Here is a 20,956-nt window from a genome sequence, read left to right as displayed (position 1 = left end):
CGGCATCCGTTCCGTCGTCGCCGTCGTGCGGAAATTCGGGCGGACACGCCGGGGGCGGTGGCCTCGCCTCCGGCGTGTCGGTCGGGGAGTCCGCAGGACGGTTCGGGGGAGGGATGCCGCCCGGTAGCGTTCAGGCCGTTGAACGCAATCGCTGGGCGATTTCACAGGTTGGGGCATTGTGCCCCAGAATGAGCGCACCAGCACCACGTCGATCCGACCAGCCCGGAGTGCACCCGATGAACACCCGAACCCGACTCGTCCTCAGCACCGTTCTGCTGACCGGAGCCGTTGCGCTCAGCGGCTGCTCCATCGTGCAGAGCATCATCCCCACGTCGTCGCAGCCGGTCCGCGATGCCGGCACCGGGGAGGTCACCGAGGAGGTGGCCAACGGCGACGTCTTCTCGCTGCGCGTCGGCGACTGCCTCAACTCCACCGAGCTCGGCGTCGACACCGAGGAGATCCAGTCGGTCCCGATCGTCCCGTGCTCGGGCGCGCACGACGACGAGGTGTACTCCGCCTACCTCATGGACGACGGCGAGTACCCCGGCGCGGACGAGACCACCGAGCAGGCCTCGGCTGCGTGCGAGACCGAGTTCGACACCTTCATCGGCCTGTCGTACCAGGAGTCCGAGCTGGACTTCTGGCCGATGACCCCGACCCCGCAGTCGTGGGCCGAGGGGGACCGCGAGGTCCTGTGCATCGCCTTCGACCCGGTCGGCAAGGTCACCGGCACGCTCGCGTCGGCCCAGCGCTGACCCGACCGACGCACCGCTCCTCCGGCTCGGCGCTCCGTCGGCCCGCGCCAATTCCGGCCGGCGGAGCGCGACCGACTCGACGACGGGTCCGCCCGCGTGGTCTCCCGGCCCGGCGACCCGCGGCGGCTAGACTCGGCAACGTTATGGCGAAGGCAGGAGCGACGGTGTCGGCGAGCACGAAGGGGACGGCGAAGGCCGCCCGAGGCGCGGACGAGGTCATCCTCGGGCCGACGGGGCGTCCCTACCAGGGGTTCGCCACTCCGCCGAAGCTGGAGGGTCACGGGCCGGCGCGCATCATCGCCCTCTGCAACCAGAAGGGCGGCGTCGGCAAGACGACGACGACCATCAACCTCGCCGCCGCGCTCGCCGGGTACGGTCGCCGCGTCCTCGCGATCGACTTCGACCCGCAGGGGGCGCTCTCGGCGGGGCTGGCGATCCAGCCGCACGACGTGCCGACCATCTACGACCTGCTCCTCGACACCAAGCGCGACCCGCGCGAGGCGGTCGTCCACACCCGCGTCGAGGGACTCGACGTCATCCCCGCGAACATCGACCTGTCGGCCGCGGAGGTGCACCTCGTCAACGAGGTCGCCCGCGAGACGATCCTGGCCCGCGTGCTGCGCAAGATCGCGCCCGACTACGACGTCATCCTCGTGGACTGCCAGCCGTCGCTCGGTCTGCTGACCGTCAACGCCCTCACCGCGGCCCACGGCGTGCTCATCCCGCTGGAGTGCGAGTTCTTCGCCCTCCGCGGCGTCGCGCTGCTGATCGAGACCATCGACAAGGTGCGCGACCGCCTCAACCCGGCGATCGAGCTCGACGGCGTCCTGGCCACGATGTACGACCCGCGCACCCTGCACTCGCGCGAGGTGCTGGAGCGCGTCGTCGACGCTTTCGGTGACGACGTCCTCGAGACGGTCATCGGCCGCACGGTCAAGTTCCCCGACGCCTCGGTGTCCGGGATGCCGATCACCGAGTTCGCGCCCGAGCACGCCGCCGCCCAGGCCTACCTGCGGTTGGCGCGGGAGCTGGTCGCCCGTGGCGCCGTCGCCTGAGGACGCCGACACCATCACGCCTGCGGGTGACGCCGCGCCGCCGGTCGAGACGGCGGACGCCGACACCATCACGCCCGCGGGCGACACCGCGCCGCTGTCGGAGACGGCGGACGGGTTCCGTGTCTCGCTCCCCGTCTTCGACGGCCCGTTCGATCTGCTGCTGAACCTGATCTCGCAGCACGAGCTCGACATCACCGAGGTCGCCCTCAGCCGCGTCACCGACGAGTTCATCGCCTACCTCCGCGCCCTCGGCCCGGAGGGGGACCTCGACGAGGCGTCCGAGTTCCTCGTGGTCGCCGCGACGCTTCTCGACATGAAGGTCGCCGGGCTGCTGCCGCAGGGCGAGCTCGTGGATGCCGAATCGGTGGCCCTCCTCGAGGCGAGGGACCTGCTGTTCGCCCGACTGCTGCAGTACCGCGCCTTCAAGGAGGTGTCGTCCTGGTTCGCCCGCTGCCTGCAGCGCGAGGACCGGCGCCACGCCCGGTCGGTGCGTCTCGACGAGAAGTACCGCAGCGCCGCCCCGGAGCTGCGGTGGACGCTCAGCGCCGACGACTTCGCCGCGCTCGCGGTGGTCGCCATGACCCCGACCGAGCCGCCGACCGTCGGACTCGACCACCTCCACGCACCCCTGGTCAGCATCCGCGAGCAGGCCGCGATCGTCGTGACGCTGCTGCGCGGTGCGGGGAGCCTGAGCTTCCGGGAGCTCATCGCCGGGGTCGCGCAACCGGGTGTCGTCGTCGCCCGTTTCCTGTCGATCCTGGAGCTGTACCGGCACGCCGCCCTCAGCTTCGAGCAGCTCGAGCCGCTCGGCGAGCTCACGCTGCGCTGGACCGCCGAGCGCTGGTCCGAAGAGAACCTCGCCACCTTGGGAGCCGACTATGACCGATGACACCTTGATCGACGACGCGCCGACCTCCGACGGGGCGCCGGCAGGGGCGGCATCCATCGCCCGTCGTCTGGAGGCGGTCCTGCTCGTGGTCGAGGAGCCGCAGAGTCTCGTGAGCCTCGCGGCGGCCGTGGGCGCCCCCGTCGCGGCGGTGCGCCAGGCCGTGGAGGGGCTCGTCGCCGACTACGACGGCGAGACCGGCGGACCCCGGCGCGGCTTCGAGCTGCGGGAGGTCGGCGGCGGCTGGCGGCTGTACGTCCGCGAGGAGCACGACGACGTCGTCAGCGAGTTCGTGAATACGCAGGCCCCGTCCCGGCTGTCGCAGGCCGCGCTGGAGACTCTGGCCGTCATCGCCTACAAGCAGCCCGTGACGCGCGGGCAGGTGGCATCCATCCGCGCCGTCAACGTCGACTCGGTCGTCCGGACGCTCCTGGCCCGGGGGCTCATCACCGAGGTGTTCACCGCCGCCGACACCGGGGCCATCCACTACGGCACCACCGACGCGCTGCTGGTGAACCTGGGCATCAACTCCCTCGACGAGCTGCCGCGGATCTCGCCGCTGCTCGACGACGGGGCAGACGGATTCGAAGGAGAGGTCGTGCGATGAGCACTGCGAACGACGAGGGCGTACGCCTGCAGAAGGTCCTGGCCAACGCGGGGGTGGCCTCGCGCCGCGTCTCGGAGCAGATGATCGTCGAGGGGCGCGTGCGCGTCAACGGCGAGGTCGTGACCGAGCTGGGGTCGCGCATCGACCCGGAGCGGGACCTCGTCGACGTCGACGGCGTGGCCGTGCAGCTGGACGCCTCGAAGCGCTACGTCATCCTGAACAAGCCGACCGGCGTGGTCAGCTCCATGAACGACGACCGGGGCCGTCCCGACCTGCGCCGCTTCACGAAGGACTGGGAGGAGCGCCTGTTCAACGTCGGACGATTGGATGCCGACACCTCGGGGCTCCTCGTGCTGACCAACGACGGCGACCTCGCGCACGTGCTCGCGCACCCCTCGTTCGGGGTGACCAAGGTGTATATCGCCAAGGTCGAGGGCCAGGTGCTGCCGCAGACCGTCCAGCGCCTCCTCAAGGGCGTCGACCTGGAGGACGGCAGGATCGCGGCGGACAAGGCGCGCCTGCTCGACGCCTCGCGGGGCGAGAGCCTGGTCGAACTGACCCTGCACTCGGGCAAGAACCGCATCGTCCGGCGGATGATGGCCGAGGTCGGCCACCCGGTCGTGGAGCTGGTCCGACGGCAGTTCGGCCCGCTGCACCTGGGAACTCTCCCGGTGGGCAAGGCGCGGGAGTTGACTACAGTAGAACGCGGCGCCCTCCTCACGCTGTCCCGTCAGGACGACAGCACCGCGGCCGATCCGGCCGAATGATCCTCCGGGGTGCCGTGCGGCGCCCCCGGCGCTGCGATGGGCAGCAGGAGACCCGATGACCGAGACGAACGGAACGTCCGCGCGCGCGGAGGCGCCTCTGGCGACCCGGACGAGCGGCACCGTGCGCGTGGTCGGCTCGGGACTGCTCGGCGCGAGCATCGGTCACGCGCTGACCGCCCTCGGCGTCGACGTCGTCCTCGCCGACACCTCGCCGTCGCAGCTGCGCCTCGCCATCGACTACGGCGCCGGCCGCGCCGAGCGCGACGACGACCGGCCCTCCCTCATCGTCGTGGCCGTGCCGCCCGACGTGACCGCCGACGTCGTGCAGCGCGAGCTGGCGGCGTTCCCGGATGCCGTCGTCACCGACGTCGCGAGCGTGAAGCTCGAGCCGTTGCGCACGCTGCGCTCCCGCGGCGTCGACCTCACCCACTACATCGGGTCCCACCCCATGGCCGGTCGCGAGCGCGGGGGAGCGATCTCCGCCCGCGCGGACATCTTCGTCGGACGGCCCTGGGTCGTCTGCCGCGACGGCGAGACCTCCGCGCACGACCTCTCGCTCGTGGAGGGTCTCGCCCTCGACCTCGGCGCCACGCTCATCGAGATGACGCCCGAGGAGCACGACGAGTCCGTCGCTCTCATGTCGCACGTGCCGCAGCTGGTCGCGAGCCTCCTGGCCGGCCGCTTCGTCACCGCGCCCGACGGCTCGCTGCGCCTGGCGGGGCAGGGCGTCCGCGACACCACCCGCATCGCGGCATCCGCCCCCGAGCTGTGGGTGCAGATCCTCGGCGCGAACGCCGCCCCGGTCGTCGAGGTGCTCGACCGGCTCGCGACGGACCTCTCCGACGTCGCGGCCGCGCTGCGCGACCCCGACGTGCCCGGCGCCCGCCGCACTATCGCCGACACCATCCGCCGCGGCAACGAGGGCGTCGAGCGCCTTCCCGGCAAGCACGGCCAGAACCGCCGCTTCGACACCTTCGTCGTCATGGTCGACGACACCGCCGGACAGCTCGGCCGCCTCTTCGGCGAGCTCGGCGACCTCGACGTCAACGTCGAAGACCTGCGTCTCGAGCACTCGCCGGGGGCTCCCTTCGGCCTGGCCGAGATCAGCGTCGTCCCCGACGCCGTCCGCCGAGCCACCGACGGGCTCCAGCAGCGCGGATGGCGGATTGCGAGCACCACCCATGACTGACGCCTCCGAGCCGATCACCAAGCCCGCCGCCGGCGGGGTGGCATCCTTTCCCCTCGTCGTCGCCATCGACGGCCCCGCCGGGAGCGGCAAGTCGAGCATCTCGAAGGCCACCGCCGGTCGCCTGGGCTACGGCTTCCTCGACACCGGCGCCGCCTACCGGGCCCTCGCCTGGCACGCGCTGTCGCACGGCACCGACACGTCGGACGCGACCGCGGTGCTGGAGGTGTTCGGCGACTTCGACTACGCCATCTCGCTCGACCCGGCCGACCGCTGGGTGCGCGTCGGCGGGACCGACGTGACCGCGGCCATCCGCGAGCCGCGCGTGACCGAGGCCGTCAGCGGCGTCGCCCGGGTCGGAGCCGTACGGCACGCCGTCAACGACATGTTCCGCCGGCTCGTGGCATCCGCGGGTCTGCCGGGGGTCGTCGTCGAAGGACGCGACATCACCACCGTGGTGTTCCCCGACGCCCCCGTGCGGATCCTGCTGACCGCGGCGCCCGAGGTGCGCGCCGCGCGCCGCAGCGCCGAGCTGACGGACCAGGATGCCGCCAAGGTCGCCGCCGCCCTGCACAAGCGGGACGCGGCCGACTCCACGGTCGTCGACTTCCTCACCGCCGCCCCCGGCGTGCAGGTGGTCGACTCGACCCACCTCGATTTCGAACAGACCGTCGACGCCGTGCTGGACGTCGTCGACAACACGATGGGAGCCCGCGATGGGCGTTGAAGACGAATACGAAGGCGGGCCCGACCAGCTCGCCGAGAAGATGGAGCAGCTCGACGAGGTGCTCGCCGAACAGCGGGCGGAGGCGCTGCGCGCCGGCCTCGAGGACTTCGACCTCGACGAGGACGACGCCGCGCTGCTCGCCGGTCTCGCGTCCGGCGAGGGCGGCATCGAGTTCCTGCCGGCCCTGCCGGTGGTCGCGATCGTCGGTCGCCCCAACGTCGGCAAGTCCGCGCTGGTGAACCGCATCCTCGGCCGCCGCGAGGCCGTCGTGGAGGACACCCCCGGCGTCACCCGCGACCGCGTCACCTACAAGGCCGAGTGGCTCGACCGCCGCTTCTCGCTGGTGGACACCGGCGGCTGGGAGCCCGACGCCCGCGGCATCGACCGCTCCGTCGCCGCGCAGGCGGAGGTCGCGATCGACCTGGCCGACATCGTGCTGTTCGTCGTGGATGCCACGGTGGGCGCGACCTCGACCGACGAGCACGTCGTGCGTCTGCTGCGCAAGAGCAAGAAGCCCGTCTTCCTCATCGCCAACAAGGTCGACGACGCCCGTCAGGAGCCCGAGGCCGCGGCCCTGTGGAACCTCGGCCTGGGCGAGCCGCACCCCGTCTCGGCCATCCACGGCCGCGGCGTGGCCGACCTGCTCGATGAGATCATGAAGGTGCTGCCGGAGGTCTCGGCGGTGGCGAAGTACGAGATCGGCGGCCCCCGCCGCGTGGCGATCCTCGGCCGTCCCAACGTCGGCAAGTCCTCGCTGCTGAACAAGGCCGCCGGGGAGGAGCGCGTCGTCGTCAACGAGCTCGCCGGGACCACCCGCGACCCCGTCGACGAGGTCGTCGAGCTCGGCGGCAAGCTCTGGACGCTCGTCGACACCGCCGGCATCCGTCGTCGGGTGCACCTGTCGCAGGGCGCCGACTTCTACGCCTCGCTGCGCACCTCGACGGCGCTGGAGAAGTCCGAGGTCGCCGTGGTCGTGCTCGACGTGTCGCAGCCGATCAGTGTCCAGGACCTCAACATCATCGACCTCGTGCTCGAGTCGGGCCGCGCGCTCGTGCTGGCGTTCAACAAGTGGGACCGCCTGAACGACGACGACATGGAGAACCAGGACCGTCGCCGCTACCTCGAGCGCGAGATCGAGCAGGACCTGGCGCACGTGACGTGGGCGCCGCGCGTGAACATCTCCGCCCGCACCGGGCGCCACCTCGACAAGCTCGTCCCTGCGCTCGAGACGGCCCTGGAGTCCTGGGACCAGCGCATCCCCACCGGCAAGTTCAACGCGTTCCTGTCGGAGCTCGTCGCCGAGCACCCGCACCCGCTGCGCGGCGGCAAGCAGCCCCGCATCCTGTTCGGGACGCAGGCGGCCACCCGCCCGCCGACCTTCGTGCTGTTCACGACCGGGTTCCTCGACCCGGGCTATCGCCGCTTCATCCAGCGGCGCCTGCGCGAGATCTACGGCTTCGAGGGAACGCCGATCGTGCTGAACATGCGCATCCGCGAGAAGCGTCAGCGCTGAGCCGAGTCGGACGCCCCGGCCCCCGTGGGGGTCGGGGCGTTCACTGTGCCGTCGCGCGGTCGCGGGCGGGGTGGTGCGGTGGCCGGGACAGGAAGCGAGCCGGGGACAGGGCGTTTCGCGGTGGATCGGCCTGTTGTGGGTGCACGGCATGTTCCGGGCGCGGGCGGGGTGCAGTGGCCGGGACAGGAAGCGAGCCCGAGACAGGGCGTTTCGCGGTGAATCGGCCTGTTGCGGGTGCATGGCATGTTCCGGGCGCGTGCGGAGTGCGGTGGGATGCCACCGCTCCCGGCCGCACGGCGGTATGTGTCGCGGGTCGGCGCCGCCGTGGGTGACGTGTGCCAGGCTGGACGGGATGACCATCCAGCCTCCTGCCCCGGGTGAACCGCGGCGTCCCCACGGGCCCCGCGACCCGGGCGATGCCTGGGTCGTCGCGCCCACCGGCGAGAAGTACTGGGGACGCTTCGGCGCGGCCGGCCTCCTCGCTCTCGACGCGGACCGCGGCGTGCTGCTGCAGCACCGCGTGGCCTGGAGCCACTTCGGCGACACCTGGGCGCTGCCGGGCGGGGCGCGGCACGAGGGCGAGTCCGCCCGGGACGGCGCGCTCCGCGAATCGGGGGAGGAGGCGGGGGTGCCCGTCGACGCCGTGCAGGCCCGGTTCGAGAGCGTCCTCGACGTCGGGATCTGGTCCTACACGACCGTCGTCGCCGACGTCACCACCCCCTTCGAGCCGGTGATCAGCGACCCGGAGAGCGTCGCGCTCGCCTGGGTCCCCGTCGACGAGGTGGAGGACCTGCCGCTGCATCCGGGATTCGCCGCGTCGTGGCCGTCCCTGCGGGCGGCGCTCGAGGTCCGCCCCGCCGTGGTGGTGGACGTCGCGAACGTCATGGGCTCGGTCCCCGACGGCTGGTGGAAGGACCGCACCGGCGCCGCGGAACGCCTCCTCACGCGCCTGGCTGCGCTCGCCGTCTCCGGGATGGATGCCACGGCCCTCGGCCTCACCGCCACCCAGTGGTTCCCGTCGGTCATCGCGGTCGTGGAGGGGGAGGCGAAGACCGTCGGCCTCCGCACCGACTCCGTTCGGGTGGTCCGCGCCCCGGGCTCGGGAGACGACGCGATCGTCGACGCGGTGCGCGACCTCGATCCGTCGTGGCATCCCGTCGTCGTCGTGACCAGCGACCGCGGCCTCGCGGCCCGCGTCGAGGCCCTCGGCGCGACCGTGCACGGCACGCGCTGGCTGCTCGACCAGCTGCCCTGACTCCGCGTTCGCGGTCCGTCGTATGGGAACTCGCAGAATGGCGCGTTCCTCGCAGAGTTCCGGCGGGATCTTGCGAGGGATGGATGCCGCTGCGAGGAGCGTCAGTCGAGCTCGCGGCTGCGCAACTTCTCGATCTCGCGGCGGTCCCGTTTCGTCGGCCGGCCGGCGCCCCGGTCGCGCACGGGCACGAACGGCATGCTCTCGCGCGGCGGCGGCGGGGGAGTGCGGTCGTCCACGGACTCGGCGACGAGCGCCGCGCCGACGCGCTTCGCGATCGTCTTCTTGACCACCAGGATCCGGTCGAACCCCTGGATCCGCACCCGCAGCTCGTCACCCGGGCGCACCGGTTGCGCGGCCTTGGCCCGCTCGCCGTTCACCCGGACATGCCCGGCGCGGCACGCCGTCGTCGCGGCCGAGCGGGTCTTGTAGACGCGAACGGCCCACAGCCACGCGTCGACGCGCGCTGAGGGGGTGGCATCCATCGTCCGGGGTCCTTCGATCGGGGACCTCCATCGTAGGCGGGGTCGCGGCGCTCAGCCCTCGAACGGGATGACGGCGGCCGCGTGCGGTGCGGGGTCGGTGGCCAGTCGCGCGTGCGTCTCGACGTCGTAACGGGCCGTGCCGTAGCGCAGCTTCTCGCGTTCGATGCCCTCCGCGCGGAAACCAGCCGCGGTGGCCACGCGACAGGAGGCGGGGTTGTTCACCCGGTGGCCGAGCTCGAGCCGGTGCAGGCCGTCCGCGAAGGCCCGATCGCTGACCGAGACGAGAGCGGAGGTCGCGTACCCACGGCCGCGCGCGGCGGAGGAGAGCCAGTAGTGCATCCACGCCGTCCCGTGCCGGAACTCGATGGCCGACGCCCCGACGTTGCCGACCGCGACGTCGTCTGCGACGACGGCCCAGTTCTTGTCCTGCTCGTCGAAACGCAGCGACCGGTCGATGAAGGCGGCCGCGGCTGCTCGCGTCGACAGATCGGCGCCTCCGAACTGCACCGACAGGTCGGTCGCGTTCCGCGCGGCCCGGCTCAGCGCGGGCGCATCGTCACGGTTCCACGGGCGCAGGACGACACTCATGCCTTCGATCCTGCCCGCTCCGAGGACGAGTTCAGTCGCGGAGGGTGAGACTGACGAGCGCGCGGTCGGGCTTCGGGCGGGCGACGATGTCGAAGCCGGCCGACTCGAAGACGGGCAGGATGCCGCGGAACAGCTGTTTCGACGACTTCTTCGCCACCGCGGGGTCGAGGGGGTAGCCCTCCACCACGCGGGCGCCGCCCTCCCGGGCGACGGAGACGGCGGCATCCAGGAGTCTCGCCATCAGGCCCTGGCCCCGGTGCTCCTTCCGGACGACGAAGCACGAGACGGACCAGACGTCCACGGCGTCCAGCGGCTCGGCCGTGGCGCCGACGATCTCCCGCGTGCGGAGGATGCGGGTCTGGTCGATGCGGGGGCCGACGCGCACCCAGCCCGCCACGTCGCCGTCGACGTAGGCGATGAGGCCGGGAGAGCGTTCGCCGCCGAGCTCCGTGCTGAGGAGCTGCTCGCGCTCCTTGTGGGGAGTGCTCTGCCATTCGGCGTTGGGGAGGAGCCACCACTGGCACTGGCATTCGGGTCCGTCGCCGCTGTCCAGGGCCTTCTCGGCATCGTCGAAGCGGTCGCCGGTCGCCGGGAGGATCTCGACCGTCATGGGGCGACGCTAGCGGGGGGTGAGATGGGCGGCAAGGGCGTGGGGCGGAGCGCCCCGGGGGTGCGGGGGGTCGCCGAGATCACGCGATCCCGCCGAGATCACACGCTGTGACGCGCAGGATCGTGTGCTCTCGACGGGATCGCGTGATCTCGCGCGGCTGGGGCGGGCCGGCGGGCGGGGCACGCCCGGGCGGTGGCCGGTTCGCGGGCGCGGCGCGGAGAGGCTAATATAGGGGAGTTGCCCGCTCGCGGGCGACGGGATGTGGCGCAGCTTGGTAGCGCACTTGACTGGGGGTCAAGGGGTCGCAGGTTCAAATCCTGTCATCCCGACACATAGGGCTGTTGGCAATACTGATAGCAGAACAGTCCGACGAAGTCGGAAATCACGAGGGCCTCTGCGGGATCGCAGGGGCCTTCCGTATTTCCGTCGTATCTCACCTGATAATGGACGTCCGCGAGAGCGGAACGGAGACGGAGCGGCGCCGGCTCGGCGGGCCGTCTCGGCGGCGCGCTTGGCCGTGGTCACCGCCGGACGTGGTCGCGGTTGACGGCTCGCGTCAGATGAATAGTCAGGCTGCTCCCTCTTCGCGTCTGAATGCCCCTGGTCCGGGGGTGTTCCCGTTCTACACGTTCCAGGATTTTCAGATCTCGGACCGGGCGCAGATTCGCGTGAATGTCGCCAACGGGAACATGCTGTTCGCCGCGACGGATCTGTCGATAGCAGGACCCGGCCAGGCCCTCCAGCTGGACCGGTACTACAACAGCTTCACTGGATCGGCGACGACATCCGGGTCGTTTGCCCTCGGGTGGGGTTCATCCCTTGCTCCCTATGACGTGGGCCTCCGGATTGAAACAAATTCGATCAGCGCCCACCTGCCGGGGGGAACCTCCGCTGTCTTTGCCAAGAACGGTGTCACTTGGACGCCGCCGGAGGGGCTGAACGCCACCCTGGTCGAAGACGCCAGCAGCAGCCTCACCCGTTATGTGTTCATGTACAACCGCACCGGTGAGCGCATGACCTTCGACACCTCCGGTTTCCTGCGCGGCCACACAGACCGAAACGGTGTTGGTCTGAGCATTGACGCGAATGGGACGCTGCAAGCTGCCACTCACACAGCCTCCGGGCGAAATCTGCAAGTCACATACGGTTTCGGCGAGCTCATCGAGCAGGTCAGCGACTCTTCCGGCCGGACACTGAACTACAGCCACACCGAGAACGGGTACCTTGCCTCGTCACCGGACGGCATGACCTACGGGTATCAAGGGTCGGGTTTGCTGAACTCCGTTGTCCTCAGTGGGGTGACCTATGCAATTTCGTATGACAGCTCGAAGCGGGCCACGTCGATCACCGTGAAGAAATCGGGTGAGCCCGACAAGACCACTGCGTTCAGCTACAACGCGGGGAGCACGGTCGTCACCGATCCCGATGGGCGCCGTGCCACGTACACCTATGACCACATGGGTCGGGTGACCGCCACCAAGGACGGGCTGAACCGCGAGAGGTCTCAGCAGTGGACGGCCAACAGCGACATCAGCCAGACAACCGACGCCATCGGTTCCGGCACCACGACCTACACCTACGACCCATCGGGCAACCGCACCGGAATAACGCTCCCCACCGGAGCGGCATCCTCCGCCCTGTACGCCACCGGGGTCAACTGCTCCGCACCGAACACCGGCACTGCATTCCAGCCGAAGTGCACAACGGATGACGCTGGCAACAAGAAGCAGTACCAGTACGACACCGCCGGCAACCTCACCAAGCAGTCGGACACCACCACGACCACGGCCGCGACGGAGTTCGAGAACACCTACGGAACGTGTGGCGCCAAGGCCGGCCAGGTCTGTACCACCAAGGACGGCAACGGCAACACCACCACCTACTCCTACAGCGCCGCAGGTGACCTCACCAAGGTCACCCCTCCCGCACCGCAGGGTGCCACCTCCTACACGTACGACTCTGCCGGCCGAGTTCGGACGGTGACCGACGGGAACGGCGACGTCACCTCCTACCAATACGACTTCTTCGACCGCATCGTCACCACGACTTTCGATGACGGCTCCACCGTCCGGAGCAGCTACAACCTCAGCGGCACCCAGCGCAGCAGGACGGACTCCGCCGGCGGAACCGCCAGCTACGAATACAACTCCCAGAACCGGATGACCAAGCAAACCGGCCCCACCTCCGGCGTCACCCACGACTACACATATGACCGGGTGGGCAACATCCTCACCTTCACCGACGCACACGGCACCGTCAGGTACACCTACGACGCTGCAAACCAGCTCGTCCGGCTGCAAGAACCTGGCGGATCCTGCCCCACCAGCGGCACCCCAGCCGCGAACTCCGGCTGTGTGACCTTCGCCTACGACGACAACGCCGCGGAGATCTCTCGCACCACCCCCGGAGGCGCAGTCACCACAACCACACGCGACACCTCCGGCAGACCCACCCGAATCACCGCCAAAACCGGCACCGGGGCAACCGCCGTTGACATCGGATACTCCTACACGCCCTCCGGCAGCTCAGGCGACCGCGTGAACGTGCAGACCCGCACCGCTTTCGCCGAACAGGGCGTCCCCGCAGGAGCCGTCACCAGCTACACCTACGACTCCCGCAACCGCCTCACACTCGCGAGCGAGCGAAACGGAACCGCGACCAACGCTTCCTGGGCATACAGCTACGACGGGAACGCCAACCGCACACGCCAAGTCCGCTCCGGCAACACCGGCGCCACAGCCGGAACGATCAACTACACCTACGACGCCGCCAACCGTCTCACCGGCGCCACCGGGCAGGCAGCGACCTGGACATACGACGGAGCAGGAAACCAAACCCGCAACGGCTCCCGAAACCTCGCCTCGACATACGGCGTCCGAGGCGAGACCCTCACCACCGGAAGCCTCACTGCTGACTACTTCGGCCTCGGGAACACCGACCGACTCGCGGCAGGAAGCCGCACCTTCACCTCCGGCACCCTCGGAATAGCGACGGCAACCAGCGGTGACAATACTCAGACATACACCCATACCCCCGATGGAAAGAGCGTCGGCTTCAAGGGCCAGAGCCGCTGGTACTACGTTCACGATCACCTCGGCTCCGTGGTTGGGATCATGTCCGCTGGCGGCGCGTATGGCGGGGGATACTCGTACAGCCCCTATGGAGAAGCCCGCGCCACCGGCACAGCCTCCGCCGTCACCATCAACCCCCTCCGCTACATCTCGGGATTTCACGACGGCAGCGGCATCTACAAACTTGGCGCGCGTTACTATGACACCAGCCTGGGCCGTTTCACTCAGATGGACCCCAGTGGCCAGGAACGAAACCCCTACGCCTACGCCAGCTGCAATCCGGTAAACGCTAAAGACCCTGGGGGCCTGGATGCAGGTTCGGTGACGTGCGGGTACGTTGGCTTGGCAATCGGAACTATTTTCGGGGTCGGCTTCGGCCTAGCTCCCATCAGCGCCGGCGCGAGCGTTCTAATCGGCGGCATATTTAGCGTTGTCATCGGAATCGCTTCCATATACGCGTGCGAATAGGTGAATCATGAGAAATTATATCCCGATGATAATAGGCGTGTCCACTTCCATAGTCGGCCTGTTGGCAGTGTTCATCATCATCAACATTTGGGATTCACCCCCATTCGCAGTGATAGCGCTATTGCCTATCGCAGTCATCGCATTCGCGTTCGCCTGTGGGTGGGCAACACGACGCGCCCTAAAGCGCCATCCGGATGTGCGGGCCTAGGCGAAGCGATTTATAAAGAAGCCGTGCGGTTGGCTTGACCGACCGCACGGCGTTCTTTCCATGTCGCCATCCACGGGTGCGGCGTCCTTTCAGGCCCCGCCAACCTTCCCACTGGATGACGAGGCGGCTTCAAGGGCTGGCGATCATGCCCGTTTCGACCAGGTCGAACTCGCGACGGATAACGTCGTTGCTCACCTCGCCACGGTTTTCCAGCACGGACCACAGTCGTGCCTCTCCGTCAGCCCTCTTCGATGAACACCACCTAGTGCCTCAGTGGTGCCGCCAGGAATCCGGTGACGCTCTGATCGCGGGTGTAGGCGAGGATCTCAGCATCCGTGGAGCTTGGCTTGAAGCTAGGCGCAACAGCCAGGTCTGGGCGCAGCGCCTCGCTTTCACCCCACCCGTCGCGTTGCCAAGGAGGATCGCCCGCAGGAAAACTGAGCGACCGCCGCAGGAAATTCCTTGCCCGCGCCCGGTCGTCTGCGACACCCGGAATGGTTCTGCCAACAGCCCACACATAAGAGGCTCGGAATTACGCGGGAGACGCGAAGTTCCGAGCCTCTGTCATTCCCGCTCTCGAACGTTCGTTGTTCACGCGTTATGCATTTGCCCTCGGAACGAGCGCTGAAGCGCTCTCCGCAGTACGCCGGGCAGCGTCGCTGATCAGGTGCGTGTAGATGTCGCTCGTGATCAAGTGGAGGTAAGTCTCGGGCTCGTAGTCGGGGAGGTGGACAGCGTGGGGCGCCGATGCGAAGACTTCGCCGCCGACGCACCATGAGATGCGCACCGCGCTCCTCGCCCCAGCGCTCTTCGGCACCCTCATCGAGGGCGTCGCGCCTCCGTCTTACGCGTCCGCGTCGACTAAGGCCTCGTCATGCGAACAGAGTTCGCTGCGCGCCCTACGCTTCGACGCGTAGTAGGGGATCGTCATCCGTGACGGCGCTCGTCACGCTATCCCGTCGCAATCGCTCGACCTCGAGCCGCTGCTGCGACGGTTCTCAAGGCCGATAGGCGCGCGTGCGTTTCTTGCGCGTCCTTTACTCGACGACTGGGCGCGCTCGCCGCGCGTTGTCGTGGCGTCGTAGGTTCTCCCACGGAATCTCCTATTCCCGCTCGCGGCTGTCGTATCGCTCGATCCTGAAAGGGAGGGCGGCGCAGGCTTATCCGGCTGAGGCACGAGCGCCCACTTGCTGCCCTCGGTACGCTTGACGGCGTCGCTCGCCATGAGTCGGTGCTCACCCGCGTCGCCGACGTCGATCTGTCAGTACGCCTCGAAGATCAACGTCGCGTGGCCGCCCGTGCTCGCTATCTCGATGCTGAACCCGAGCGCGCGAACGGTTTGCTGTAGCAAGCAGCAGCGGCCTCGCGCGCCTCATCGAACGTCAGCATGGCAGCCCTCTCTTAGAGATACTTGGCAGATGTCGTCCTACGAGTACCAGTTGTCGATGTGGCCCGCGCAACGCGATCAGCGCGACGCGTTGAATGATGTGCTCAGCGCACCGCGTGCCGTCGAGCACTTCGCCTACTTCACGCGGCGCGGAAACGCCGAAGCCGCAGCAGACGAACTCGCCGCCGCGGGGTTCGCTGTGGGCCTTGGCCGTCGAGGGTTCAAGACCGTCCTTCAGGCCACGCGGGCCGAGTCCCTGGGCGACGACGAGGTCGCGCAGTTCCTGCGGGAAGCGGTCTCGATTGTAGAACGCAACGGTGGGGACTACGACGGCTGGGGCGCAAGCGTAGCGGCGCAGTCCACAGCGTAGAGCCGACGCTCATGTTCGTGGCTGTCGTGAGCAACCGGCGTGACACCAAGACCCAAGACACGCAGCGTGGCGTTGTGCTGTCGTGTCCGCCCGGTGAGGCGAGGTGCGCGTTAGGGGAGCAGCGTGAGGACGTCGCCGGGCCAGATCTCCCGGTCGAGGTTGCTCATCCCGGGAATCGTGGAGTAGTCGAGGCAGAACCGGCCGCCGATCGCGACGATGTTGTCGTTGGACGCGACGGTGTAGGACTTCGGTACGCCGTCGACGACCGCGACCTCGCCCGTGGCCTTCGCCCGCGGCCCCTGGTCGTAGGGGAGCGCCCCGGCGGGCGGCGTGTAGCCGGTGTCGCAGTAGCGGGGCGCTCCGTCGGCGTCGGGAATGGCGGCGATCTTGTCGGCCAGCTCCCGGTCGTTCGGCACCTCGGGGGATGCCGCGGGCGTCGGCGTGAAGGACGGGGCAGGGGTGAAGCTCTGGGCGGTCGGGGTCGCCTCAGCGACGGGAGCGGACTCGGCAGTCGGGGCGCACGCCGTCATGCCCGCGAGGAGCGCGAGCGAGGCGAGGCTGACCGTGATCTTGGGTGCAATGGTCATCCCTCCAGCCTGACACCCGTTCGGGGGTCGCCTCCCGGTCGATCCGACAGCTGCACGACTGCGCTCGAGGTGTTACGGGCCGAGAGTTCTCATCTACCCGTGCGCCGTTCGCGCCGGGTCAGCGGCCGACGGAGGTGAGGAGACCAGCGCGCAATGCCTCATTCACCGCGTGGAGCGCCTCCGACTCGAGCCGGTAGTAGGCCCACGTCCCGCGCTTGGATCGGCTGACGAACCCCGCCTCGGCAAGGACCTTCAGGTGGTGGGAGACGGTGGGCTGGGCGAGCCCAACTGGCTCGGTGAGGTCGCAGACGCAGGCCTCCTGGTCCTCCGATCTCGCGATGATGGACAGCAGCTTCAACCGCGTCGGGTCGCCGAGGGCCTTGAACGTCGCCGCGAGTCGCTCCGCATCGCTTGTCGACATCGATGTGGTCGTCGGCGTGCAGCAGGCGGCGGTGTCGAGGATCTCCAGCGAGGTCATGCATCGACACTAATCGATATTGACAAACCTCGATATAGCGACCACCATCGGACATCGACATTCGTCTATGAAGGAGCTTCCGTGTCGACTCTGACCCTGACCCCCCGGCCGCGTCTGACCGACCGTCTCGCCACGCTCCCGGTCGTCGTCATCGGTGCCGGCCCGGTCGGCCTCGCCGCTGCGGCACACCTCGCGGATCGAGGGATCGACTTCCTCGTTCTCGAGGCCGCCTCCGGTCCCGCTGCCGCCGTCGAACGGTGGGGCCACGTCCGACTGTTCTCTGCCTGGCGGGAAGTGATCGACCCGGTCGCGCGACGCCTGTTGCAGCAGGAGGGCTGGAATGCCCCGGTGAACGAGAACCGCGCTCCCTCGGGGCGGGAACTGGTTGACGAGTACCTCAGGCCCCTCGGCGCACTGCCTGCCATCGCGCGCCATATCCGGTACGAAGCGCGAGTGACAGCGGTGACGAGGGAAGGAATGGACCGCACCCGATCCGCTGGCCGTGACACCACGCCCTTCGTCGTCCGCGTCGGCGTCGGAGGGGACACGGAGCAGATTCTGGCGCGCGCAGTGCTGGATGCTTCCGGTACGTACGACTCACCCAACCCTCTGCTCTCGACCGGGTTGCCTCCGGCGGAGGGCACCGAAATGTCCGACCGGGTCACGCATGCGCTTCCCGACGTGCTCGGTCGCGACCGTGAGCGTTTCGCCGGACGGCACGCTGTCGTCGTCGGGGCGGGGCACTCGGCAGCGACCACGCTCATCGCTCTCGTTCAGCTCCAGCGGGACGAACCGGGCACGCGCATCAGCTGGCTCATCCGCAACGCCACGGCAGTCCGCGTGTCTTCTTCCGCCGAGGATGAGCTCATTGGTCGGGCTCAGCTGGGTGCCCGTGTCGACCGCTACGTCGCGTCCGGCACGGTGGAGAAGGTCGACTCGTTCGAGATCGACGACGTCGAGGCGACCGCCAGCGGGGTCCGCCTATTGGGACGCCGTCACGGTCGACCCACCTCGCTGGACGCCGATGTCGTGGTCAACGCGACCGGGTTCCGGCCGGACCTGGCGCCCCTGCGGGAGATTCGAACGGACTTGGATGCCATCGTGGAGGCGCCCCGGCTTCTCGCCCCGCTGATCGACCCGAACGTGCATTCCTGCGGCACGGTCGAACCGCACGGCTTCCGTGAACTCACCCATCCCGAGCACGGGTTCTTCATCGTCGGCATGAAGTCCTACGGCCGCGCCCCCACCTTCCTCCTCGCCACCGGATACGAGCAGGTCCGCTCGGTGACGGCGTGGCTCGCCGGTGACGTGGCGTCCGCCTCGCGCGTCGAGTTGACCCTGCCCGCGACGGGCGTGTGCTCGACGGATGCCGGCGGATGCTGCTGACATGACACTGGTGCGAGGTCTCGAGCGCGCCGACTGGGCGGCGGTCGAGGATATCTACCGCGAGGGTATCGAGGGTGGCAACGCCACTTTCGAGACCGAAACGCCCACCTGGGACGCCTTCGACGGCGGCAAGGCGAGGTTCGGGCGGCTCGTCGCCGTCGACGACACGAAGGCGGTCCTCGGCTGGGTCGCGGCCTCGCCCGTCTCGACCCGCGCTGCGTATCGGGGCGTGGTCGAGCACTCCGTCTACGTCGCCTCCTCGGCGCGAGGCCGGGGTGTGGGCACGGCGCTTCTGCGAGCGTTCATCGCCGTCGCGGAGATGAACGGGGTCTGGACGATCCAATCCAGCGTGTTCCCCGAGAACATGGCATCCGTTCTTCTTCATCACTCACTCGGGTTTCGCGAGGTCGGCCGCCGCGAACGCATCGCCCGGTCTGTTGTCGGCCCGTGGGCCGGCCAGTGGCGCGACACCGTGCTCATCGAGCGACGCAGCCAGATGAATGGTCGAGGATGACGGAGGTCGACGCCGCCCGCCACCTGACCGGGGTGCGGGTCCTCGTCCTGGAGATCCTTTCCGCGGACGGTCCCCTGACGCGCGACGACATCGTGACGGCCTGGAACGGGCGAAGAACAGACCTCAGCCCCGCGCATCGAGCGAGGCTGCCGCGGATGCGTGATGAGACGCTGTGGCGCCTGGTCAATCTAGGGTGGGTCGCCGGCGAGGGGGAGAAGTTCCGCATCACCGGCGACGGAGCGCGTGCACTGGGCGCTGTGGCGCCCGGTTAGCGGAGGCGCTGTTCGAGCTTCTCGACGGCGGCGCGCACCGCGTCGCGCATGCCGCGGGCGCCGTCGGCGTCCCAGTTCGCGGGGTCGGGGAAGCTCCACTGGACATGTTCGCCGTGAATCGGCCCGGGCAGGTCGAGGTTCGGTTTCATGGTGACCACGACGTCGGCGGTGGCGAGGTCTTCCGCGGTGACGGCGCGGGGGACGACGCTCGTGGTGTCGATGCTGAGCTCGGCGAGGGTTGCGGCGATGGCGGGGTTGATGGCGTCGGCGGGCGCGACGCCTCCGCTGGTGGAGTGGACCCGTCCCTCGGCGACGTGGTCCATGAGGTGCGCTCCGAGCTGGGAGCGTCCGGCGTTGTGGGTGCAGATGAACAGGACGGTGGGGGTGGTCATGCGTGTGCTCCAAGCGGGGTGTGCTGCCGCGACCAGGCCTGGGTCGCGATCTGGACGGCGTCCCACGGGGATCCGAGGGGCGGGGTGTAGGAAAGGTCGAGGTCGCTGACCTGGGCCACGCTGAGACCAGCGAACAGGGCGGTGGCGTAGGTGTCGACGCGCTTGGCGGTCTCGGTGCCGAGACGGCCGACGAGCTGCGCACCGAGGAGCTGACCCGTGGCCCGGTCGCCGGTGATACGGAGACTGATCGGCTGCGCGCCGGGGTAGTACCGCTTGTGATCGTCGGCGACGCTGTGGGTGGTCGCTGGGGTGTATCCCGCAGCCTGCGCCTCGTGGTGACGCAGGCCGGTTCGGGATGCGACCAGGTCAAACACCTTGACGACCTGTGTGCCGACCGATCCGGCGAACAGGGCCGCCCCGCCGAGGGCGTTCTCACCGGCGACACGACCTTGCTTGTGTGCCGTGGTGCCCAGCGGCAGATATGTCTCGCCGAGCAGACGGTGATGCGTGATGACGCCGTCACCGGCGGCGAAGACGTCGGGAAGGCCTGTGCGCATGGACTCGTCAACGACCACCGCCGAACCCGCACCGAGTGACGCGCCCGCACGCTGCAGCAGGTCCGTGTTCGGCCGGACGCCGACGACAGCAAGAACGAGATCGGCCGTGTAGTCGCGAGGCTCGCCATCGGTGACCGCGTGAACGGTCAGCCCGGTCGAGCGCTTCTCGATGCCGCGGACGACGGTACCGGTGCGCACGAGAACACCGTGCGCGGTGAGTTCCTCCCGCACGAGGGCGCCGAGTTCAGTGTCGAGGGTCGAGAGCACCTCGGGCCCGCGTTGCAGCTGGGTCACCTGCATGCCGCGGGCGGTGAAGGCCTCGGCCATCTCCAGCCCGACGTAGCCGGCGCCGATGATGATGGCACTGCGGGGGCTGCGCGTGTTCAGGTCGTCGTCGAGCGCGAAGGTGTCGCCCATGGAATGGATGACGTGGACTCCGTCCGCCGGACCGAGCGTGTCCAGACCGCCGATTCCCGCGTGCGAGGGCAGGGCGCCGGTGCCGACGACGAGCGCGTCGTAGTCGAGGTGGCTCTCCGCGCCGTCTGCCCCGCGGAGGTGAAGCCGGTGGCCCGACACGTCGATGTCCGTGGCGAGGGTGTCCAGGCGCAGTCGCATGCCGGTTGCCTCGAGGTCGGCGGCGGTGCGGTGGGCCAGGGATTGCCAGGGCCGCACCTCGCCGGAGAAGAAGTAGGGGATGCCGCAGATCGAATAATTCGGATAGGCGTCCGCGACGACGACGGTGACATCGACGGTCGGGTCCAGCTCGCGGGCGCGGAGCGCGGCGGAGATGCCGGCGTCACTTCCGCCGATGGCGACGATGTGCATGAGCAGTCCT

At 69.2% G+C, this 20,956-nt stretch carries 21 protein-coding genes and 1 tRNA gene; 15 read left to right on the top strand and 7 right to left on the bottom strand.

From position 1 onward, the window contains the following. The first annotated feature begins 236 nt into the window (after nucleotides 1-236). The 9 genes from ACO03V_RS10080 to ACO03V_RS10040 all read left to right on the top strand — a co-directional run bounded on the left by ACO03V_RS10080 (nucleotide 237) and on the right by ACO03V_RS10040 (nucleotide 8,751). The gene (locus ACO03V_RS10080) at nucleotides 237-755 is read left to right on the top strand and encodes a septum formation family protein (RefSeq protein ID WP_423137488.1); all 519 of its coding nucleotides are present in this window, start codon (nucleotides 237-239) and stop codon (nucleotides 753-755) included. Nucleotides 756-898: 143 nt separating this feature from the next. Further along, nucleotides 899-1,810 carry a ParA family protein gene (locus ACO03V_RS10075; RefSeq protein WP_367727510.1) on the top strand — a complete coding sequence of 304 codons (912 nt, stop codon included), beginning with the start codon at nucleotides 899-901 and terminating at the stop codon, nucleotides 1,808-1,810. 67 nt (nucleotides 1,811-1,877) lie between these two features. Continuing rightward, nucleotides 1,878-2,699, top strand: a complete 822-nt coding sequence (locus tag ACO03V_RS10070; protein ID WP_423137505.1) for a segregation and condensation protein A — start codon at nucleotides 1,878-1,880, stop codon at nucleotides 2,697-2,699. After that, on the top strand, nucleotides 2,689-3,303 hold the full coding sequence (gene scpB, locus ACO03V_RS10065) for an SMC-Scp complex subunit ScpB (RefSeq protein WP_423137487.1): 615 nt from the start codon (nucleotides 2,689-2,691) through the stop codon (nucleotides 3,301-3,303). The genes ACO03V_RS10070 and scpB overlap by 11 nt, the downstream gene beginning before the upstream one ends. Further along, nucleotides 3,300-4,070, top strand: coding sequence for a pseudouridine synthase (locus ACO03V_RS10060; RefSeq protein ID WP_367727508.1), 771 nt, complete (start codon nucleotides 3,300-3,302; stop codon nucleotides 4,068-4,070). The genes scpB and ACO03V_RS10060 overlap by 4 nt, the downstream gene beginning before the upstream one ends. A 55-nt stretch (nucleotides 4,071-4,125) precedes the next feature. After that, nucleotides 4,126-5,259 (top strand): prephenate dehydrogenase, encoded by a 1,134-nt coding sequence (locus ACO03V_RS10055; RefSeq protein WP_423137486.1) that lies wholly within the window; start codon nucleotides 4,126-4,128, stop codon nucleotides 5,257-5,259. Next, the gene (cmk, locus tag ACO03V_RS10050) at nucleotides 5,252-5,983 is read left to right on the top strand and encodes a (d)CMP kinase (RefSeq protein WP_367727505.1); all 732 of its coding nucleotides are present in this window, start codon (nucleotides 5,252-5,254) and stop codon (nucleotides 5,981-5,983) included. Before ACO03V_RS10055 ends, cmk begins: the two co-directional genes overlap by 8 nt. Beyond that, nucleotides 5,973-7,496 carry a ribosome biogenesis GTPase Der gene (der, locus tag ACO03V_RS10045; protein WP_367727504.1) on the top strand — a complete coding sequence of 508 codons (1,524 nt, stop codon included), beginning with the start codon at nucleotides 5,973-5,975 and terminating at the stop codon, nucleotides 7,494-7,496. Before cmk ends, der begins: the two co-directional genes overlap by 11 nt. A 352-nt stretch (nucleotides 7,497-7,848) precedes the next feature. Further along, nucleotides 7,849-8,751: an NUDIX domain-containing protein gene (locus ACO03V_RS10040; protein WP_423137485.1), complete on the top strand. Its 903-nt coding sequence runs from the start codon at nucleotides 7,849-7,851 to the stop codon at nucleotides 8,749-8,751. Between the two features lie 101 nt (nucleotides 8,752-8,852). Here ACO03V_RS10040 and ACO03V_RS10035 read toward each other — a convergent pair whose 3' ends face one another. The 3 genes from ACO03V_RS10035 to ACO03V_RS10025 are packed head-to-tail and all read right to left on the bottom strand — an operon-like array spanning nucleotide 8,853 to nucleotide 10,431. After that, nucleotides 8,853-9,233: an RNA-binding S4 domain-containing protein gene (locus tag ACO03V_RS10035; protein WP_423137484.1), complete on the bottom strand. Its 381-nt coding sequence runs from the start codon at nucleotides 9,231-9,233 to the stop codon at nucleotides 8,853-8,855. A gap of 51 nt (nucleotides 9,234-9,284) precedes the next feature. After that, the gene (locus ACO03V_RS10030) at nucleotides 9,285-9,821 is read right to left on the bottom strand and encodes a GNAT family N-acetyltransferase (RefSeq protein WP_423137483.1); all 537 of its coding nucleotides are present in this window, start codon (nucleotides 9,819-9,821) and stop codon (nucleotides 9,285-9,287) included. Between the two features lie 31 nt (nucleotides 9,822-9,852). Beyond that, nucleotides 9,853-10,431: a GNAT family N-acetyltransferase gene (locus ACO03V_RS10025; RefSeq protein ID WP_423137482.1), complete on the bottom strand. Its 579-nt coding sequence runs from the start codon at nucleotides 10,429-10,431 to the stop codon at nucleotides 9,853-9,855. 255 nt (nucleotides 10,432-10,686) lie between these two features. Between ACO03V_RS10025 and ACO03V_RS10020 the strand changes: the two genes are divergently transcribed. The 3 genes from ACO03V_RS10020 to ACO03V_RS10010 all read left to right on the top strand — a co-directional run bounded on the left by ACO03V_RS10020 (nucleotide 10,687) and on the right by ACO03V_RS10010 (nucleotide 15,935). Further along, nucleotides 10,687-10,760 (top strand) — tRNA-Pro (locus tag ACO03V_RS10020). Nucleotides 10,761-11,042: 282 nt separating this feature from the next. Beyond that, entirely contained in the window at nucleotides 11,043-13,970 is a 2,928-nt protein-coding gene (locus ACO03V_RS10015) for an RHS repeat-associated core domain-containing protein (protein WP_423137481.1), read from the top strand. Nucleotides 13,971-15,596: 1,626 nt separating this feature from the next. Next, complete coding sequence (locus tag ACO03V_RS10010) at nucleotides 15,597-15,935, top strand: ribonuclease E inhibitor RraB (protein ID WP_423137480.1); 339 nt, start codon at nucleotides 15,597-15,599, stop codon at nucleotides 15,933-15,935. Between the two features lie 110 nt (nucleotides 15,936-16,045). Here the strand turns inward: ACO03V_RS10010 and ACO03V_RS10005 are convergent, their stop codons facing one another. Then, nucleotides 16,046-16,522, bottom strand: a complete 477-nt coding sequence (locus ACO03V_RS10005; RefSeq protein WP_423137479.1) for a hypothetical protein — start codon at nucleotides 16,520-16,522, stop codon at nucleotides 16,046-16,048. Between the two features lie 118 nt (nucleotides 16,523-16,640). Next, nucleotides 16,641-17,000, bottom strand: a complete 360-nt coding sequence (locus ACO03V_RS10000; protein WP_423137478.1) for an ArsR/SmtB family transcription factor — start codon at nucleotides 16,998-17,000, stop codon at nucleotides 16,641-16,643. 81 nt (nucleotides 17,001-17,081) lie between these two features. Here ACO03V_RS10000 and ACO03V_RS09995 point away from each other — a divergent pair, with 81 nt between their 5' ends. From ACO03V_RS09995 to ACO03V_RS09985, 3 genes are read left to right on the top strand one after another with little or no spacing between them, the layout of a single operon-like run. After that, nucleotides 17,082-18,386 (top strand): NAD(P)-binding domain-containing protein, encoded by a 1,305-nt coding sequence (locus ACO03V_RS09995; RefSeq protein ID WP_423137477.1) that lies wholly within the window; start codon nucleotides 17,082-17,084, stop codon nucleotides 18,384-18,386. A gap of 1 nt (nucleotide 18,387) precedes the next feature. Beyond that, complete coding sequence (locus tag ACO03V_RS09990; RefSeq protein WP_423137476.1) at nucleotides 18,388-18,900, top strand: GNAT family N-acetyltransferase; 513 nt, start codon at nucleotides 18,388-18,390, stop codon at nucleotides 18,898-18,900. Then, a complete protein-coding gene (locus tag ACO03V_RS09985; protein WP_423137475.1) occupies nucleotides 18,897-19,172 on the top strand; it encodes a hypothetical protein in 276 nt (91 codons plus the stop codon). The genes ACO03V_RS09990 and ACO03V_RS09985 overlap by 4 nt, the downstream gene beginning before the upstream one ends. Here the strand turns inward: ACO03V_RS09985 and ACO03V_RS09980 are convergent. After that, entirely contained in the window at nucleotides 19,169-19,564 is a 396-nt protein-coding gene (locus tag ACO03V_RS09980; protein WP_423137474.1) for a low molecular weight phosphatase family protein, read from the bottom strand. The genes ACO03V_RS09985 and ACO03V_RS09980 overlap by 4 nt on opposite strands. Next, entirely contained in the window at nucleotides 19,561-20,946 is a 1,386-nt protein-coding gene (locus ACO03V_RS09975; protein WP_423137473.1) for an FAD-dependent oxidoreductase, read from the bottom strand. Before ACO03V_RS09975 ends, ACO03V_RS09980 begins: the two co-directional genes overlap by 4 nt. Nucleotides 20,947-20,956 lie beyond the last annotated feature (10 nt).

It is taken from the genome of Microbacterium sp. HMH0099, from assembly GCF_049384025.1.
In the GTDB taxonomy this organism is placed as follows: domain Bacteria; phylum Actinomycetota; class Actinomycetes; order Actinomycetales; family Microbacteriaceae; genus Microbacterium.
The sequence above is the reverse complement of the archived record's forward strand: the minus strand, read 5'-3'. Positions and strand labels throughout refer to the sequence as shown.

Coding starts and splice junctions, on each gene's coding strand:
- ACO03V_RS10000 (WP_423137478.1), bottom strand. CDS start 17,000: ATGACCTCGCTGGAGATCCTCGACACCGCCGCCTGCTGCACGCCGACG.
- ACO03V_RS10030 (WP_423137483.1), bottom strand. CDS start 9,821: ATGAGTGTCGTCCTGCGCCCGTGGAACCGTGACGATGCGCCCGCGCTG.
- ACO03V_RS10075 (WP_367727510.1), top strand. CDS start 899: ATGGCGAAGGCAGGAGCGACGGTGTCGGCGAGCACGAAGGGGACGGCG.
- ACO03V_RS10055 (WP_423137486.1), top strand. CDS start 4,126: ATGACCGAGACGAACGGAACGTCCGCGCGCGCGGAGGCGCCTCTGGCG.
- ACO03V_RS10060 (WP_367727508.1), top strand. CDS start 3,300: ATGAGCACTGCGAACGACGAGGGCGTACGCCTGCAGAAGGTCCTGGCC.
- ACO03V_RS09980 (WP_423137474.1), bottom strand. CDS start 19,564: ATGACCACCCCCACCGTCCTGTTCATCTGCACCCACAACGCCGGACGC.
- ACO03V_RS10010 (WP_423137480.1), top strand. CDS start 15,597: ATGTCGTCCTACGAGTACCAGTTGTCGATGTGGCCCGCGCAACGCGAT.
- ACO03V_RS10040 (WP_423137485.1), top strand. CDS start 7,849: ATGACCATCCAGCCTCCTGCCCCGGGTGAACCGCGGCGTCCCCACGGG.
- scpB (WP_423137487.1), top strand. CDS start 2,689: ATGACCGATGACACCTTGATCGACGACGCGCCGACCTCCGACGGGGCG.
- cmk (WP_367727505.1), top strand. CDS start 5,252: ATGACTGACGCCTCCGAGCCGATCACCAAGCCCGCCGCCGGCGGGGTG.
- ACO03V_RS10005 (WP_423137479.1), bottom strand. CDS start 16,522: ATGACCATTGCACCCAAGATCACGGTCAGCCTCGCCTCGCTCGCGCTC.
- ACO03V_RS10035 (WP_423137484.1), bottom strand. CDS start 9,233: ATGGATGCCACCCCCTCAGCGCGCGTCGACGCGTGGCTGTGGGCCGTT.
- ACO03V_RS09985 (WP_423137475.1), top strand. CDS start 18,897: ATGACGGAGGTCGACGCCGCCCGCCACCTGACCGGGGTGCGGGTCCTC.
- ACO03V_RS10025 (WP_423137482.1), bottom strand. CDS start 10,431: ATGACGGTCGAGATCCTCCCGGCGACCGGCGACCGCTTCGACGATGCC.
- der (WP_367727504.1), top strand. CDS start 5,973: ATGGGCGTTGAAGACGAATACGAAGGCGGGCCCGACCAGCTCGCCGAG.
- ACO03V_RS09975 (WP_423137473.1), bottom strand. CDS start 20,946: ATGCACATCGTCGCCATCGGCGGAAGTGACGCCGGCATCTCCGCCGCG.
- ACO03V_RS10080 (WP_423137488.1), top strand. CDS start 237: ATGAACACCCGAACCCGACTCGTCCTCAGCACCGTTCTGCTGACCGGA.
- ACO03V_RS09990 (WP_423137476.1), top strand. CDS start 18,388: ATGACACTGGTGCGAGGTCTCGAGCGCGCCGACTGGGCGGCGGTCGAG.